Consider the following 16,374-nt stretch of genomic DNA (forward strand, 5'->3'; position numbering starts at 1 on the left):
TCGCTATCCCTGACTTGCCAATGGCGACCCTGCCTCGACCGTGAAGGAGGCCAGCCGGCTTAGCGCGCCGCTGTGATCGCTCACCTTGTCGACCTTCATCACGTCCGTCCGCCACTCTTTCGCACCGACGGTAAAGGCGTGATAGCCGCGCTGCCCGTTGGCGAAGAGCAGGTTCGGGTTGCGCGCCACGATGGGCCGGAAGTCGGGTTTGCGGACCTTCACATCCTGTCCGTCGCCGAGCGAACTGATCGAGGTGCAGACGAATTCGGTGGCGACCTGGTTGCGATCGGGCTCCTCGTCCTTCGCGGGAATATAGCCGACGATATTCTGGTGTACGTCGCCGGTTGCGATGATCACGTTCGACAATTTCCTGTCCTCGATCGCGCGAACCAGCCGCCGGCGCGATTCGGGATAGCCGAGCCAGGAGTCGCCGCCCCCTGCGGTCTCGCCGCTCTCGTCGATCCGCTCATAGGGCATCACCACAACCTGCTGCGCGATCAGGTTCCAACCTCGCGCCGGGTCGAGCCCATCGCCGAGCCACGTCTGCTGCCGGTCGCCAAGGATCTGGCCCGTCTGGAGCGTCTTCGGATCGCGGCAGTTCTTTTCATCCGCCTTGGTGCAGATCTGGTCGTCGCGATACTGGCGCGTGTCGAGCAGGTGGACGCGCAGCAGGCTGCCATAATCGAGGCGGCGATACATCTGGATCGCGCCATTCTTCGGGAATTGCGCGCGGCGGACGGGCATATTCTCGTACCAGGCCTGCATCGCGGCGAAACGGCGGATCAGGAAGACGGCGGGATCGGTGCCGTCCTGATCCTTGTCGGCGGCCCAATTATTGTCGACCTCATGATCGTCGTAGGTCATCAGGAAAGCGGCCGAGGCGTGCGCCGCCTGCAGATCGGGGTCGAGCTTGTAGAGCGCATAGCGCATCCGGTAGTCGTCGATCCGCACCGGCTCCGGCCCGACATGCTCGCGCACCACCGGAATGTCGCCGCGCTTCCCGGCCGCGCCCTCATAAATATAGTCGCCATAATGGAAGATGGCGTCGAAATCCTCACCCGCCATGTAGCGATAGGCGGTGAAGAAGCCGTGCTCGTAATTCTGGCAGCCCGCAACGCCGATGCGTAGCCGTTCGACCGCCGCCATCGCGAGCGGCGCAGTGCGCGCCTTGCCGATCGGGCTCGCATGACCGTCGATCAGGAAGCGGTACCAATAGGGCCGCGCCGGATCGAGCCCTTCGAGTTCGACATGAACGCTGTGGCCGAGTTCGGGCAGCGCATCGGCAGCGCCGCGGCGGACGATGTTGCGGAAACGCTCATCGTCCGCGACTTCCCACCGCACGGGATAGATGGCGGGCGGCATCCCGCTGCCGGGCTGGAGCGGGTGCGGCGCGAGCCGCGTCCAGATGACGAAGCCGTCGGGCCAGGGATCGCCGGCGGCAACCCCCAGCGTGAAAGGATAGTCGGTGAGCGGCGCGGCGAAGGCGGGGACGCTGGCGACCGTCCCGAGCCCCAGAAAGCCCATGGCCTGCAAGAGATGGCGGCGTTCGAGTTCCATGATGAAATCCTCGGTTGATAGGGATCAGAGACGGAAGTTGGCGCGCAGGAACCAGCTGTTCCCGACCTCGAGCCCGGCGCGGTAATATTCGGCGTTCGGACCGGTGTTGCGCTGGCGATTGGCGCCGAAGATGTTGCGCCCTTCGAGGCGGAGTTGAAGCCGGGGCGTCACCGCCCAGCGCAGCGTCAGGTCGAAGGTCGTGAAGGGTTCGATATAGATGTTCTGCCAGGGGTTGGCGGCATATTCCTCGAGATAGCGGCCCTGATGGTTCATCGCGATCCGCACTTCGGACCCGCCGCCGAGATCATAGAAAAGCGCGGCATTGGCCGCGATATCGGCCTGATACTGCAACCGGTCGCTGTCGCGCCGCACGCCATTGTAGAGATAGGCCGACTTGCCCTTCACCCACACAAGGTTCAGCGACGCGCCAACCTTGTCCAGCAGCGGCGTGACATTGCCGAAGCTGTTGTTGACGATACCGAATTCGATGCCCTTGTAGCTGGTGCTTTCGCCGTTGATCGGCTGCGACACCTCCCACTCCTCGCCGTCGATCAGTTCGGTCGTCGTGACGGTCAATATGTCGTCGCTGATATCCTTGTAGAAGCCGGTCAGGGTCACCATCCCCGCGCCCCGGTTGAAATAATATTCGAGGCCGAGATCGAGATTGGTCGCCTTGCGCGGCTTGATGAAGGGATTGCCGCGGGTGATCGTCCGCTCGGTGGTATCGGTCTGCTCGACCGTCGCGATCATCTCCGGATTCGGACGCCCGAGCGTCTGGCTCGCCGCCGCCTTCACCCGGAAGGCATCGCTGAGGAAGATGTTCGCGGTCGCATAAGGGAGGAGATGCGTATCCTTGCCGGTGTAGCGCACCTGGTCGGGCTGCAGCACGCCGCCGAGTACCTGCGCCATGTCGGCGGTGAATTCGGCGCGATCGAGCCGCGCGCCGAGGTCGAGGCGGAAACGGTCGGTCGTGTAATTGCCGTTCACATAAGCGGCGAGAATCTCCTCGCGATATTCATAGTCATTGATCCGCGAATTGCGGTCCGAAAGTGCCGCGTTGACCGGAATGCCCGGCACCACATCGTTCCAGAAGCTCTGCTGGTCGAGCCAGAGTGCCGGATGGCTGTAGCCCGGCGTCGCGAACTCGGGAATGAAGCTGAGGCCGGTGAGCCGGACGGTTCCGGTCTGATAGTTGGTCGAACTATTGTCGCGCTCGAGATCGAGGTCGCGATAGGACGCCCCCAACGCGAAGCCGAAACCGCGATCCTGCTGCCGGTTGTTGAAGCCATAGTCGAAACGCGCTTCGTAGACATCCTCGCGCGCGACACGCGCGTCCTTGTAGAGGTCGCTGGCCTTGTAATTGGCTGGATCCAGATAGGCATCGCCATTGTCGAGAACGAAGGGTCGATCCTTGTTCGCGAGATCGTAGGTCAGGCGGGTGTTGGGATTATAGACGAAGGAGACGAAGGGCCGGACCGACCGGAACCACGCATGGCTGTAACCGCCATCGAACGACAGGGTGCCGCGCTCACCGACCGTCATGTCGTTGAGCCATTGCACGCCCCACTGATCGCGCTCGAAGCTGTTGTAGCGCCACTGAATGTCGGCGGCGCGAACGCGCATCGTGCCGGTGGTTTCGGTCTGGTCGCGCGCCTGGTCGAGGCTGTAGACGCGGTTGGTGTTGCGCGTTTCTTGCTCGTCTGAGAAATAGGCGAAGCCGAACAGACTCGACCGGAAGCTGTCGCTCGGGCGATATTCGAGCCGCGCGGTGCCGCCATATTTGGTGAACTTGTTCGTGTAATTGTGCGACACGAAGCTGTTCGGCGCCGCAAAGCCGTTCCAGTCGTCGGCTTCCGGCGTTGTGGCCTGACCGGCATCGTTGAAATGGAGACGGTTGGTGATCGCGTCGTTCGACTGGGTGCGCGGCCGTACCTCGTAGATGCCCGTTACCACCAGACCCCATTCGTCGTCGGCACCGAAGCGCGGCGCGAGCATGATGCTGGCCGACGGGCCGAAGGGCGAATCCTTGGCGTCGCCCGCGCTGTTGCCGTCGGGCACCTTCATGTAGCTCGTATAGCTGACGCCTGCGGTGGCGCTCAGCAGCGACCGCGAGCTGTCGAAAGCGCTGGCAGTGACGATGTCGATCAGGCCGCCGAGCGCGCCTGCGTCGAGATCGGGCGACAGCGATTTGTAGGCGCGAAGCTGCTGCACCGCCTCGCCCGGGATCACCTGCAGATTGACCTTGCGCGTTCCTTCGCCAAGGTCGCCGGTGGTCGCGATCGACAGGCCGTTGATCGTCACCGGAATGAAATCCGGATGCGTCCCGCGGATCGACGCGAACTGGCCGATGTCGTCATTGTAGATGGTGGTGACGCCGGTGATCCGGCGCAGCGATTCGGCGATGGTGATGTCGGGCAGCGCGCCGATCTCGTCGCGCGACAGCGTATCGACGATCGCGGTCGTGTCGCGCCGCGCTTCGATCTCCTCGAGATTCTGGAACGCCGACCCGCTGACGACGATTTCGCCGTCGCCATCCGCACCGTCCGCCACCTCTTCGGTCGCGAATGCCGGACTGGAAACAAGCGCTATCGCAGCGGCGCTGGCGGTGAGCAGAAGGGAGCCCGCGCGATGCGCGCGGGCGGCAGCATGGGAGAGTTGCATTGGTGCCCCTTGGAAAAGCGTGACCCGGCGGATCGGATTCTATTGTCCGCAAGCGCCCGCTAGGGGCCCGGCATGTCAGGCTGGCGTCACGGAGATGACAGATTGGACAAATATTTGTGAAGCAACGATGTCGGTGCGAACCGCTGAGGAATCCGTTGCGCACGCTTCAAAGGCCACGGGCCGACCGATTGCGGACCGTCAGCCCAGGAACGGAGGTCGCATAGAGCTCGAGGTTGCACGACGGCGAGCGCCTGATCCCATCACAACGGGTTCGGCTCCTTTTGATGGCCGGCCGCGTCCGGTCACCTAGCTGTCACAAGCCCCGAATAGGGAAAACGCCTCTCATGTTGGAGGTGCGCGAGTGACCGCTACGACTGCCGACGCTATCGATTCCGCCCCGTTCGAACGGCCCGACCTCGACAAGGGGCTTGGCGCCGCGGGCAATCTCGGCTTCGCCGCCGCGATCCTCGTCGCGGTCGCCTATGTTGCCTACAGCGTCTACGCCGACGCCGCCGCGGCCGGGGTTCATGCGACCGCCTTCCTTCCCTTCGCGCTGCTCTTCATCGCGCTGCTGATTGCGCTCGGCTTCGAGTTCGTGAACGGCTTTCACGACACCGCCAACGCGGTCGCGACCGTGATCTACACCAATTCGATGCCTGCCAACTACGCGGTCGTCTGGTCGGGCTTCTTCAATTTCCTCGGCGTCCTGCTGTCGACCGGCGCGGTCGCTTTCGGCATCGTCTCGCTGCTCCCCGTCGAGCTGATCCTGCAAGTGGGGTCGAGCGCGGGCTTCGCGATGGTCTTCGCGCTGCTGATCGCGGCGATCGTCTGGAACCTCGCGACCTGGTATTTCGGCATCCCCTCGTCGTCGTCGCACACGCTGATCGGCTCGATCATCGGCGTCGGCGTCGCCAACGCGCTGCTTCACGGCAAAAGCGGCACCGCGGGGGTCGACTGGGGCAAGGCGAGCGAGATCGGCTATGCGCTCCTCCTCTCGCCGCTGCTCGGTTTCACCGTCGCGGCCCTGCTTTTCTTCGCGATGAAACTGCTGATCCGCAACAAGGCGCTCTACGAAGCGCCAAAGGGCGACACGCCGCCGCCGTGGTGGATTCGCGCGCTGCTTATCTTCACCTGCACGGGGGTCAGCTTCGCGCATGGTTCGAACGACGGGCAGAAGGGCATGGGCCTCATCATGCTCATTCTCATCGGCACGGTCCCTACCGCCTATGCGCTCAACCGCGCGGTGCCCGAGCAATATGTGCAGGAATTCGTCGTGAGTTCGAACGCGGCGGAAAGCGCCCTCGCCGCGCACGCCAGCGCGGCCCCGCCGCGCGACGCCACCCGCGCGGTCACTGCCTATATTGCCGACAAGACGCTCGTGCCCGAGACGATTCCCGCGCTCGGCGCGCTCGTCGACCAGATCGAAACGCAGGTCAGCAGTTATGGCTCGCTCGCCAAGGTTCCCGCCGCGGCGACCGAGAATATGCGCAACGACATGTATCTCGCCTCCGAAGCGATCAAGCGGCTCGGCAAGGAGAAGACGCTCACCTTCACCGACACGGAGACCAAGGCGCTCACCACCTATAAGGCCTCGCTCGACAGCGCGACGCGGTTCATCCCGACGTGGGTCAAGGTCGCAGTCGCCTTCGCATTGGGCCTCGGCACGATGATTGGGTGGAAGCGCATCGTCGTCACCGTCGGCGAAAAGATCGGAAAATCGCACCTCACCTACGCGCAGGGCGCCTCGGCCGAACTCGTCGCGATGGGAACGATTGGCGCTGCCGACATGCTCGGCCTGCCGGTGTCGACCACCCATGTCCTCTCGTCGGGGGTCGCGGGGACGATGGCCGCGAACCGCTCTGGACTGCAGATGTCGACGATTCGCAATCTCGTGATGGCGTGGGTGCTCACCCTGCCCGTCTCGATTCTGCTCGCTGGCACGCTCTACGCGATCCTGAACGCGATCTTCTAGGGATCGGCGTCACGGCCAGCAGGGACGAACCGCCCACCCCCGACTTCGGAGCGATCGTGATGCAGCCCGGATTGATCTGGGGCTGCGCGCGGTCGGCGGGCGGCACGGTGCTGATCGACGACTGCGACGATTGCGGCGACGCGAGCTTCCGCTGGCTCCACCTCAACCTCGCCGACGAGCGCACCCAACGCTGGCTCGAACGCAGCGCGAAACTCCCCGAGCCGCTCCACGAGATGATGCTCGCGCGCGACACCCACCAGCAGGTGCTTGTCGATGACGGCGTCGTCGGCCTCGTCCTCCAGGATTTCGAGCGCGAGTTCGACGTCGCGCAGACCGCGCAGATCGGCGCGCTGCACATCGTCATCACCCCGGCGCTGATGCTCACCGGCCGCCATCACCCGATGCGCGCCGCCGACCTGATGCGACAGCGGATCGCGGCAGGCTTCGCCATCGGCGACGGCGCCGATGCGCTCGATCTCGTCGTCGGGACGATGATCGGTGGGCTCGGCGCGCAGGTCCATGCGCTTTCGGCCGACATCCAGACCGCCGAGGACGAGTTCCTCAATGAGCGGATGAACCCCGCGACGCGCGACCTGATCGCGGTGCGGCGGCGCGGGGCGAGGCTCCACCGCCTCGTCGCAGGAATGCGCGCGGCGCTCGTCCGGCTCGAACGCGATCCCGACCTGCCCGCGCTCCTCACGCCCGTCGCCGAACGCCATGTCCAGCGCCTCCATGCGCTCGACACCGACGTCGCGAGCACGCAGGCGCAGCTTCGCCAGCTCCGCGACGAACTCGACCTTCAGGCGGCGCAGCGCACCAACCAGAATCTTTATTTCCTGTCGGTCATCAGTGCGCTGCTGCTTCCCGCGACGCTGGTGACGGGCTTCTTCGGGATGAACACCGGCGGCCTGCCTTTCGCGCACACCCAGGCCGGCACCGTCGTCGCGGCGGTGGCGGCGGCCGCTTCATCCGCCGCGACCTGGCTACTGCTCAGACGGCGGATCTAATAGCGCTCCGGCACATGCATCTCCGACGGCACTGGATGGCGCTCATAGTCCGCGTGCCGCACCCGGTCGGGCAGCACCACGGACGGCTTCACGACTTCGCGATAGGGGATTTGGCCCAGCAGATGGCTGATGCAGTTGAGCCGCGCTTTCTTCTTGTCGACCGCCTCGACGATCCACCAGAGCGCTTCGGCGATATGCGTGCGTTCCAGCATATCCTCCTTCGCCCGCGTATAATCCTCCCAGCGTCGCCGCGATTGGACGTCCATCGGCGACAGCTTCCACTGTTTCAGCGGATCGTGGATGCGCATCTGAAAGCGGAACTGCTGTTCCTCATCGGTGATCGAGAACCAGTATTTGAGCAGGATGATCCCCGATCGCACCAGCATCCGCTCGAACTCGGGAACCGAGCGGAAGAATTCCTCGCACTCATCCTCGGTGCAAAAACCCATCACCCGCTCGACCCCGGCGCGATTGTACCAGCTGCGGTCGAACAGCACGATCTCGCCCGCCGCGGGCAGGTACGGGACATAACGCTGGAAATACCATTGCGACCGCTCGCGCTCGCTCGGCGCGGGCAGCGCGACGACGCGGCAGACGCGCGGATTGAGCCGCTGGGTGATGCGCTTGATCGCGCCGCCCTTGCCTGCCGAATCGCGCCCTTCGAACAGCACCGCGACCTTCAGTCCCTGCGTCTGCACCCAGTCCTGGAGGACGACGAGTTCGTGCTGCAACCGGAACAATTCGCGGAAATAGAGGCGCCGGTTGAGCGATTCGCGGTCCGGATGGTCCGCCATGTCGGCAAGGATCGTCTCCAGCCGGCTTTCGTCCATCTCCATCTCCAGCTCCTCGTCGAAGCTGTCGGCGATTTCCTCCTTGATACGGTCAAGATTCGAAAGGCTGTCGTCCATTGCAAAGGCTCCTGCCGCCTTCGCGCACCGCTATGGCAGCAAGATTGCGATGCGGTGACAGCAGGCTGCGGATGCCCGGCTGGTTGCCGCAAGTTCGCGGTCCTCCATCTTTCCCGTTAGGGACTGACGGGCGCATCATCGTCGTTGCTCGAGATGATGATGATCGCGGCAACACCCGCGAGCAGGCCGATCAAGCCGATGAGCCAACTCGAATTGCCTTCGAGTTCGTTCGTGCCGCTCGTCGCGGAGACGGCGCGCGCGCCATCGATGGCCGGCGCAGCCGACGCGGCGACCGGCGCAATGGCGATCGATGCGGCGGTCAGGGCAATCGCGGCTCGAGAAATCGGGTGCATCTCATATCCTCCTGATGGGTGGCTATCGATGCATCAACCCCCGAACGCGCCGAAAGCTCCGCCAATATGAGATGCAAAAGGCTCGGTTCAGCGTCGAATCGGCACGGCCCGAAAGGAAGTGGCGCCGTCAGGCGAAATGCAGGCGCCGGTATTTGCCGCGAAAATAGAGAAGCGGATCGCGGTGCGGCTCGAACTGCGCGCGCACGACGCGGCCCACGAGAATGAAATGATCACCGGCTTCGTGGAGCGACTCGCTCTCGCACTCGAAAGAAACCAGCGAGCTTTCGAGCAGGGGAACGCCGGTCTGTCCGGGCGCCCAAGGCAGGTTCGCGAACCTGTCCTCGCCCCTCGTCGCGAATCGGTTCGATGCGGGCTGCTGCCCGATCTGCAGCACGTTGACCCCGAAATGCACCACATCGCGCAGCACCGGCGCGGTTCCCGACGTGTTGGCGATGCAGACGAGCAACAGCGGCGGGTCGAGCGAGACCGAGGTGAAGCTGTTGGCGGTCAGGCCGACCGGCATGGCTGCGGCATCGATCGCGGTGACGATCGTCACCCCCGTCGCGAAACATCCCATCGCGTCGCGCAGCGTGCGCGGATCGGACCCGGCCTTGAATTCGGTCGCCTTGCGCGGCTGCCTTCGTTCGAGAAATTCGAGGAGCTGACCGAGCAGCGCTTCGCTGCGATCGGCCGCGAAGGCCATGTCCGCTTCCTCGATATCGGCGTTTTCACCGATCGGGAGCGCCGCGCGGAAGGCGTCGCTTCCCGGCGTGCATTCGGTTGGAGAGAAACCGCCGCGCACGACGAGCGTCGGCAATGCGAGCCCCGGCGCCGCGACGATCGCCGCCTCGGTCGTCGGCATATCAACGAGCACCAGCCCGGCGGCCAGATGCGCGCCGTCGGGGGCGAGCGCCTGCGCCGCGATCCAGCCGCCGCGCCGCGCGGCAACGACGACCGGGCGCGACCCCATCTGGGCGAGCACCGCGCGCAGATCTTCGACATGCGCGATCTGTTCGTCGGGGCTCCAGTCCGGGCCGGACGCCGGGCGCGGCTCCAGATTCACGACGCGCCGCCCCGAAAGGACCAGCGCTTCGGCGACCATGCGCCAGGCTTCGCGGCCCTGCCCGGCGTCGGGCACCAGCAGAACGACGGGATCATGCTCGCCACCAATCAGATCGGCCGACAAGCGCACGCCGCCAAAGCCTTTATATTCTACGATAGACAAGCCGGCTCCCTGGCTGGTTGTGGAGCCGCCTGCATAGCGGCTCCCGCAACCCTGCCGCAAGGCGCGGCGTCAGCAGTTCAGGCCCGGAAGCCCGCGAGCCGCTGGTCGATGATCGCCTCGGCGTCGCCGATGATCCGGTCGATCAACTGCTGGCAGGTCGGAATGTCGCGGATCAGCCCCTGAACCATGCCCGCCCAGAAAACGCCCTTGGTGAGGTCGCCGGACTTGAGCAGCTCGCGGCCCGCGACGCCCGACACCAGTTCCTGCACGTCGCTGAACTGCGCGTCGGGGTTGGCGAGGCGGCGCGCGACCTCTTCGCTGACCGGGCTGCGGCCGACGCGCGCGGTGTTCTTGAAATTGCGGAAGATCAGGAAGCTGCCGCGCTCGTCATTGTCGATATAGGCCTGCTTCACATTGTCGTGGATCGGCGCCTCGACCGTCGCGCAGAAGCGCGTGCCCATGTTGATCCCCTCGGCGCCGAGGGTCAGCGCGGCGACAAGCCCGCGCCCGTCGCCGAAGCCGCCCGAGGCGAGCATCGGAATCTTCACCTTGTCGGCGGCGGCGGGGATCAGGATCAGGCCCGGAATATCGTCTTCGCCCGGATGGCCGGCGCATTCGAAGCCATCGATCGAGATGATGTCGCAGCCCGCCTTTTCGGCCGACAGCGCGTGACGGACCGCGGTGCATTTGTGGAGGATGGTGACGCCGTGCGGCTTCAACATCTCCCAGATTTCACGCACTGCCTGAGTGCCCGCAGTCTCGACGATCTTCACGCCGCCATCGATGATCGCTTGCGCATAAGCCTTGTAATCGGGCGCGTTGATCGTCGGGAACACCGTCATGTTCACACCGAAGGGCTTGTCGGTCATCGACCGGCAGCGCTCGATCTCCTCGCGCAGCGCTTCAGGGCTCGGCTGGGTCAGCGCGGTCAGGATGCCAAGGCCGCCGGCATTCGACACCGCGCTCGCCAGTTCGGCATAGCCGACGCTCTGCATCCCGCCCTGCACGATCGGATGCTCGATGCCGAGCATTTCGGTGATGCGCGTCTTGAAAGCCATTGTCGGTCCTTCCCCATTGTTCCTGCCGTTACGGCACCATTACCTTCTCCCTTGAATTAACTTGACGCTTACGTCAACGTCGGGTTGAGACTCCGGAACGGTTAGACATCGAAGGAAATCATGATGACGACGGATATGGGCATATCGGATCGGGCGCGAGCGATCGCCGCGAAGGTCGAAGCCTTCGTTCGCGAGACCGTGATCCCCTATGAAAAGGATCCCCGCCGCGACCATCATGGCGCGCCGACCGACGAACTGGTGATGGAAATGCGCGACCATGCCCGCGCTGCGGGCGTGTTGACGCCGCATATCCTGTCGGACGGTAGCCACCTCAACCAGCGCGAAACCGCGATAGTGCTGATCAAGTCGGGCCTGTCGCCGCTCGGCCCGCTCGCCTGCAACACGATGGCGCCCGACGAGGGCAATATGTATCTGCTCGGCAAGGAGGGCAGTCCCGAACTCAAGGAACGCTTCCTGAAACCGATGGTCGAAGGCCGTGTCCGCTCGGCCTTCTTCATGACCGAGCCCGCCGATGAAGGCGGCGCGGGGTCGGACCCGTCGATGATGAAGACGACGTGCCGCCTTGACGGCAATCACTGGGTCGTGAACGGGCGCAAGACCTTCATCACCGGTGCCGAGGGCGCGCGCGTCGGCATCGTCATGGCGAAGGCCGAGGAAGGCGCGTGCATGTTCCTCGTCGACCTGCCCGACCCGGCAATCCGCATCGACGAGATTCCGAACACGATCGACAGTTCGATGCCCGGCGGCCATGCGACGCTGACCATCGACAATCTGCGCGTTCCCGCCGACCAGATGCTGGGCCAGGCGGGCGAAGGCTTTCGCTATGCGCAGGTGCGCCTGTCGCCAGCCCGCCTGTCGCACTGTATGCGCTGGCTCGGTTGCTGCATCCGCGCGCACGAGATCGCGAGCGATTATGCCAATCGCCGCGAGGCATTCGGCAAGCCGCTGATCGACCATGAAGGCGTCGGCTTCATGCTCGCGGAAAATATGATCGACCTCAAGCAAGCCGAACTGATGATCGACTGGTGCGCCGGGGTGCTCGACACCGGATCGCTCGGCACCGTCGAAAGCTCGATGGCGAAGGTCGCGGTGTCCGAGGCGCTGATGCGGATCGCCGACCGCTGCGTCCAGGTGATGGGCGGCACCGGGGTCACCGACCGCACGATCGTCGAGCAGGTCTTCCGCGAAGTCCGTGCCTTCCGCATCTATGACGGCCCCACCGAGGTTCACAAATGGAGCCTCGCCAAAAAGATCAAGCGCGACTGGAAAGCGGGGCGTGCCTGACAGGCGTGTCAGTTGACCTTCGGCAAGCCGTAACGTCAAAACAACTTGACGTTTACGTTAACGTCCGGATGATGGGCTAACCAAGGGCGAGAGGAATCGGGCCGATGTCGATTTTGTACGACGAAGGGCAGCAGGCGATCGCGACCGAGTCGCGCCGCGCGCTCGAAGCGCGGGTCAGCAAGGACGAACTGCTGCCACTGCTCCAGACGCAGGGTGCCTATCACCAGCCGTTCTGGGCGACCGCGAAGGAACAGGGCTGGACCGCGCTCGCGCTACCCGAGGCTTATGGCGGGCTCGCGCTCGGCCTGATCGAACTCGGCCTCATCGCGCATCAGGCAGGCCGCACGCTGAGCGGTGCCCCCTTCCTGACTTCGAGCTTCGGCGCCGCAAAAGCGATCGAGCTTTACGGCAGCGATGAGCAGAAGGCGCGCTGGCTCCTCGGCCTCGCGAGCGGCGAAACGATCGGCGCGATCGCCTTCGCGGCGGGCCCCGACCCCCTGCCCGCCGAGCCCATGGTCACGCTGGCCGGCGACCGGCTGACCGGCGTCGCGGGCGCCGTTTCGGGCGGTCTGTTCGCCGATGTCGCGGTGGTGCTGGCGAGCGGACCGTCGCTCGTACTCGTCGACCTGACCGGCGTCGACCGAACGGCAATCGACAGTTTCGACAACAGCCGCTGCATCGCCGACCTCTCCTTCGCCGATACGCCCGCCGATACGCTGGCGACCGGCGATGCGGCCCGTGCCGCCGCGCTCCATATTCTCGCCCTACAAGCCGTCGTCACCGCGCATGAGCAGACCGGCGGCGCCGAGGCGCTGATGGAGATCGCGCGCGACTATGCCGTGACCCGTAAGGCGTTCGGCCAGCCGATCGGCGCCTTCCAGTCGATCAAGCATCGCATCGCCGAACTTTACGGCCTCGTCGAACTCGCCCGCGCGAACTGCATCCACGCCGCCTCGCGCGAAGATCAGGCCGATTTCATCACCGCCGCCACCGCCGCGCGGCTGTCGGCGACCGAGGCCTATGACACGGCGGCGCGCGACTGCGTGCAGATTCATGGCGGTATCGGCGTGACGTGGGAGATCGGCCTCCACCTCCACATGCGCCGCGCGCGCAGCCTCGCGCTCGAACAGGGAAGCAGCTTCTTCTGGGAAGATGTGCTGGTCGACCGCCTCGCAGGAGACGAAGCATGAGCGATCTCGAAGCCTGGCGCGCCAAGGCCGCCGCCTGGTGCGAATCGATGGTGCCGACCTTCGGCAAGGCGGCGCGCAAAGGACTGAGCGTCGAAGACGACCTCGCGCTCGGTCGCCGCTATCAGAAGGCGAAGTTCGACGCGGGTTTTGCCGGAATCAACTGGCCGACCGATCTCGGCGGTCAGGGCCTCGGTCATATCGAGAAGATCAGCTTCGAGGCGGAGGAGATGAAGCACGGCTTCCCCAACGTCTATTTCGGCATCTCGCTCGGGATGCCGGTGCCGGTGCTGATGCAGTTCGGCCCCGACCGCGATTTCGTGAAGGAGCGGGTGCTCAAGGCGCTGCAGGGTGAGGAAATCTGGTGCCAGCTTTTCTCCGAACCCTCGGGCGGCACCGATCTTGCGGGCCTGCGTACCCGCGCCGAAACCGACGGCAACGGCTGGAAGATCAACGGGCAGAAGGTGTGGACGAGCTGGGCGCAATATAGCGATTACGGCGTCATCGTCGTCCGCACCGACCCGACCGTCGCCAAGCACAAGGGGCTGACCTACTTTTGGGTCGACATGAAGGCCCCAGGTGTCACCGTGCGCCCGATCAAGCTCGCGGGCGGCGACAGTCACGTCAACGAGGTGTTCTTCGACGATGTGAAGATCAGCGACGATCATCGCATGTCGCCGGTCGGCGGCGGCTTCGCGGTCGCGCTCGCGACCTTGATGATCGAACGCTATGTCGCGACCGACAGCGCTGGCTTCGGCCCACATCTAGACCTGTTCGTTGACCTTGCGAAAGAGGTGCGACTGAATGGACGGCCCGCGATCGAGGACGGGCGCATCCGCCAGCAGATCGCGCGCAACTATGCGATGCGCGCCGGGCTCGATTCGATCAACGTCCGCGCGCGGCGCATGATGGAGGCGGGCATGACCCCCGGCCCCGAGGGTTCGCTCAACAAGCTCGTCGCGGTGCGCTCGCGCCAGAAATTGTCCGAACTCGCGCTCGACCTGCAGGGTGCGGGCGGTTTCGCCTTCGACGAACATGCCTCGCCCAAGGACGATTGGGCATCGAGCTGGATCAACGCACCGACGGGCCGCATCGCGGGCGGCTCCGACGAGACTTTGCTCAACACGATCGCCGAGCGCATCCTCGGCTTGCCGCAGGATCACCGCCCCGACAAGGGCATCCCCTTCAACCAGATACCAGCCTGACAGGAGCCTCCCCATGAAACTCGATTCCTCCACCGCGGCCGTCGTCACCGGCGGCGCCTCCGGCCTCGGCCGCGCGACCGCCGAAGCGCTCGCCGCTGCGGGCGTCAAGGTCGCCATCTTCGACATCAACGACGCGCTCGGCGAAGAGGTAGCGAAATCGATCGGCGGGCTGTTCGTCCATGTCGACATTACCGACGAGCAATCGGTGCTCGATGGCTTCGCCAAGGCACGCGCGGCGCATGGGCAGGAACGCATCGCCGTCCACTGCGCGATGACCTCGCGCCGCGGCAAGACCCTCGCCTATGACAAGGAAAGCGGCACGTTCCGCCGCACCCCGACCACCGACTATGAATATGGCGTCGCGGGCATATTGACCGCGAGCTACCGCATCGGCTCGATCGCCGCCGAAGGCATGGCGACCCTGCCCGAACTCGAGGACGGCGAGCGCGGCGCGATCATCTTCACCGCCTCGGTCGCGGCGCAGGACGCGCAGATCGGGCAGGTGATCTACGGCTCGGCCAAGGCGGGGGTGAACGGCCTCGTGCTGCCGATGGCGCGCGACCTGATGGATCTCGGCATCCGCGTCAATTCGATCATGCCCGGCGTGTTCGGTACGCCCCTGCTCGGCAACATGAATCCGAAGGTCAAGGAAAGCCTCGAAGCCTCGGTCCCCTTCCCCAAGCGCCTCGGCAAGGCCGAGGAATATGCGAGCCTCGCGATGGAGATGGTCCGCAACACCTATTTCAACGGCCAGGCCGTCCGCCTCGACGGCGCGATCCGCATGGCGCCCCGTTAATCGTCACACCGAAAGGAACCCATCATGTCCGAAGCCTATATCATCGACGCCGTCCGCACCCCGCGCGGGATCGGCAAGCCCGGCAAGGGCGCGCTGTCGCACCTCCATCCGCAGCACCTCGCCGCGACCGTGCTCGCCGCGATCCGCGACCGCAACAACCTCGATACCGCGACCGTCGATGACATCGTCTGGTCGACCTCCAGCCAGAACGGCAAGCAGGGCGGCGACCTGGGCCGCATGGCGGCGCTGTCGGCGGGCTATGACACCAAGGCCAGCGGCACGACGCTCGACCGCTTCTGCGGCGGCGGCATCAGCTCGGTCAACTTCGCCGCGGCGAGCGTGATGAGCGGCATGGAAGATTGCGTCATTGCCGGCGGCACCGAGATGATGAGCTACACCACCGCCTATGCCGCCGAACAGGCCAACGCCGGGCTGCCGCCGCGCCTGATGGGCTCGGGCCATGAAGCGCTCGACGAAATCCACCCCCAGTCGCATCAGGGCATTTGCGGTGACGCAATCGCGACGATGGAAGGCATCAGCCGCGAAGCGCTCGACGCGCTCGCGCTCGTCAGCCAGCAGCGCGCCGACAAGGCGATCAAGGAAGGCCGCTTCAACAAGTCGGTCGTCCCCGTTCTCAACACCGACGGCAGCGTCGCGCTCGACCATGAGGAATTTCCGCGCCCCGAAACGACCGCCGAAGGTCTTGCCGCGCTGAATCCCAGCTTCTCCAAGATCGCTGATTTCGACATGGGCGACGGCTTCACTTTCCGGAAGCAGATCAACCGCCGCTATCCCGACCTCGACATCCAGCATTTCCACCATGCCGGCAACTCGTCGGGGGTCGTCGACGGCGCCGCGGCGATCCTGCTGACGTCGAAGGATTATGCCGACAAGCACGGCGTGAAGCCGCGCGCCCGTATCGTCGCCTATGCGAACATCGGCGACGATCCGACGCTGATGCTCAACGCCCCGGTTCCCGCGGCGAAGAAGGTGCTGGAGAAGGCCGGCCTCAAGAAGGACGACATCGACGTCTGGGAAATCAACGAGGCTTTCTCGGTCGTCGCGGAAAAGTTCATCCGCGACCTCGATCTCGACCGCGAGAAGGTGAACATCAACGGCGGCGCGATGGCGCTCGGCCAC

13 protein-coding genes are annotated in these 16,374 nt (G+C 65.0%); 7 read left to right on the plus strand and 6 right to left on the minus strand.

The genetic code is table 11. From position 1 onward, the window contains the following. Window positions 1-3 precede the first annotated feature (3 nt). Together VHO04_RS08685 and VHO04_RS08690 are read right to left on the minus strand one after the other, a co-directional pair. Window positions 4-1,557 (minus strand): alkaline phosphatase D family protein, encoded by a 1,554-nt coding sequence (locus tag VHO04_RS08685; RefSeq protein ID WP_329627952.1) that lies wholly within the window; start codon window positions 1,555-1,557, stop codon window positions 4-6. Window positions 1,558-1,581: 24 nt separating this feature from the next. Then, the gene (locus VHO04_RS08690; protein ID WP_329627953.1) at window positions 1,582-4,218 is read right to left on the minus strand and encodes a TonB-dependent receptor; all 2,637 of its coding nucleotides are present in this window, start codon (window positions 4,216-4,218) and stop codon (window positions 1,582-1,584) included. 361 nt (window positions 4,219-4,579) lie between these two features. Between VHO04_RS08690 and VHO04_RS08695 the strand changes: the two genes are divergently transcribed. Further along, window positions 4,580-6,190 carry an inorganic phosphate transporter gene (locus tag VHO04_RS08695; RefSeq protein WP_329627954.1) on the plus strand — a complete coding sequence of 537 codons (1,611 nt, stop codon included), beginning with the start codon at window positions 4,580-4,582 and terminating at the stop codon, window positions 6,188-6,190. Between the two features lie 59 nt (window positions 6,191-6,249). Beyond that, window positions 6,250-7,197 (plus strand): CorA family divalent cation transporter, encoded by a 948-nt coding sequence (locus tag VHO04_RS08700; protein WP_329627955.1) that lies wholly within the window; start codon window positions 6,250-6,252, stop codon window positions 7,195-7,197. On the opposite strand, the gene ppk2 is transcribed toward VHO04_RS08700, so the two are convergent. From ppk2 to VHO04_RS08720, 4 genes are all read right to left on the minus strand, one after another. Continuing rightward, complete coding sequence (ppk2, locus tag VHO04_RS08705) at window positions 7,194-8,105, minus strand: polyphosphate kinase 2 (protein WP_329627956.1); 912 nt, start codon at window positions 8,103-8,105, stop codon at window positions 7,194-7,196. The two genes, VHO04_RS08700 and ppk2, sit on opposite strands and share 4 nt — an antisense overlap. A gap of 116 nt (window positions 8,106-8,221) precedes the next feature. Next, window positions 8,222-8,458, minus strand: coding sequence for a hypothetical protein (locus VHO04_RS08710; protein WP_329627957.1), 237 nt, complete (start codon window positions 8,456-8,458; stop codon window positions 8,222-8,224). Between the two features lie 127 nt (window positions 8,459-8,585). Further along, a complete protein-coding gene (locus tag VHO04_RS08715) occupies window positions 8,586-9,683 on the minus strand; it encodes a flavin reductase (RefSeq protein WP_329627958.1) in 1,098 nt (365 codons plus the stop codon). Window positions 9,684-9,760: 77 nt separating this feature from the next. After that, entirely contained in the window at window positions 9,761-10,741 is a 981-nt protein-coding gene (locus VHO04_RS08720; protein WP_329627959.1) for a nitronate monooxygenase family protein, read from the minus strand. A 120-nt stretch (window positions 10,742-10,861) separates the two neighbouring features. Between VHO04_RS08720 and VHO04_RS08725 the strand changes: the two genes are divergently transcribed. From VHO04_RS08725 to VHO04_RS08745, 5 genes are all read left to right on the plus strand, one after another. Then, window positions 10,862-12,046, plus strand: a complete 1,185-nt coding sequence (locus VHO04_RS08725) for an acyl-CoA dehydrogenase family protein (protein WP_414713099.1) — start codon at window positions 10,862-10,864, stop codon at window positions 12,044-12,046. Between the two features lie 104 nt (window positions 12,047-12,150). Further along, the gene (locus VHO04_RS08730; RefSeq protein ID WP_329627960.1) at window positions 12,151-13,236 is read left to right on the plus strand and encodes an acyl-CoA dehydrogenase family protein; all 1,086 of its coding nucleotides are present in this window, start codon (window positions 12,151-12,153) and stop codon (window positions 13,234-13,236) included. Then, the gene (locus VHO04_RS08735) at window positions 13,233-14,438 is read left to right on the plus strand and encodes an acyl-CoA dehydrogenase family protein (protein ID WP_329627961.1); all 1,206 of its coding nucleotides are present in this window, start codon (window positions 13,233-13,235) and stop codon (window positions 14,436-14,438) included. Before VHO04_RS08730 ends, VHO04_RS08735 begins: the two co-directional genes overlap by 4 nt. Before the next feature lie 13 nt (window positions 14,439-14,451). Next, complete coding sequence (locus VHO04_RS08740) at window positions 14,452-15,234, plus strand: SDR family NAD(P)-dependent oxidoreductase (RefSeq protein WP_329627962.1); 783 nt, start codon at window positions 14,452-14,454, stop codon at window positions 15,232-15,234. A gap of 24 nt (window positions 15,235-15,258) precedes the next feature. After that, window positions 15,259-16,374, plus strand: a 1,116-nt coding sequence (locus VHO04_RS08745; protein WP_329627963.1) for an acetyl-CoA C-acetyltransferase, incomplete at its 3' end; no start/stop codon positions are given.

It is taken from the genome of Sphingopyxis sp. (assembly GCF_036261875.1).
Classification (GTDB): Bacteria; Pseudomonadota; Alphaproteobacteria; order Sphingomonadales; family Sphingomonadaceae; genus Sphingopyxis.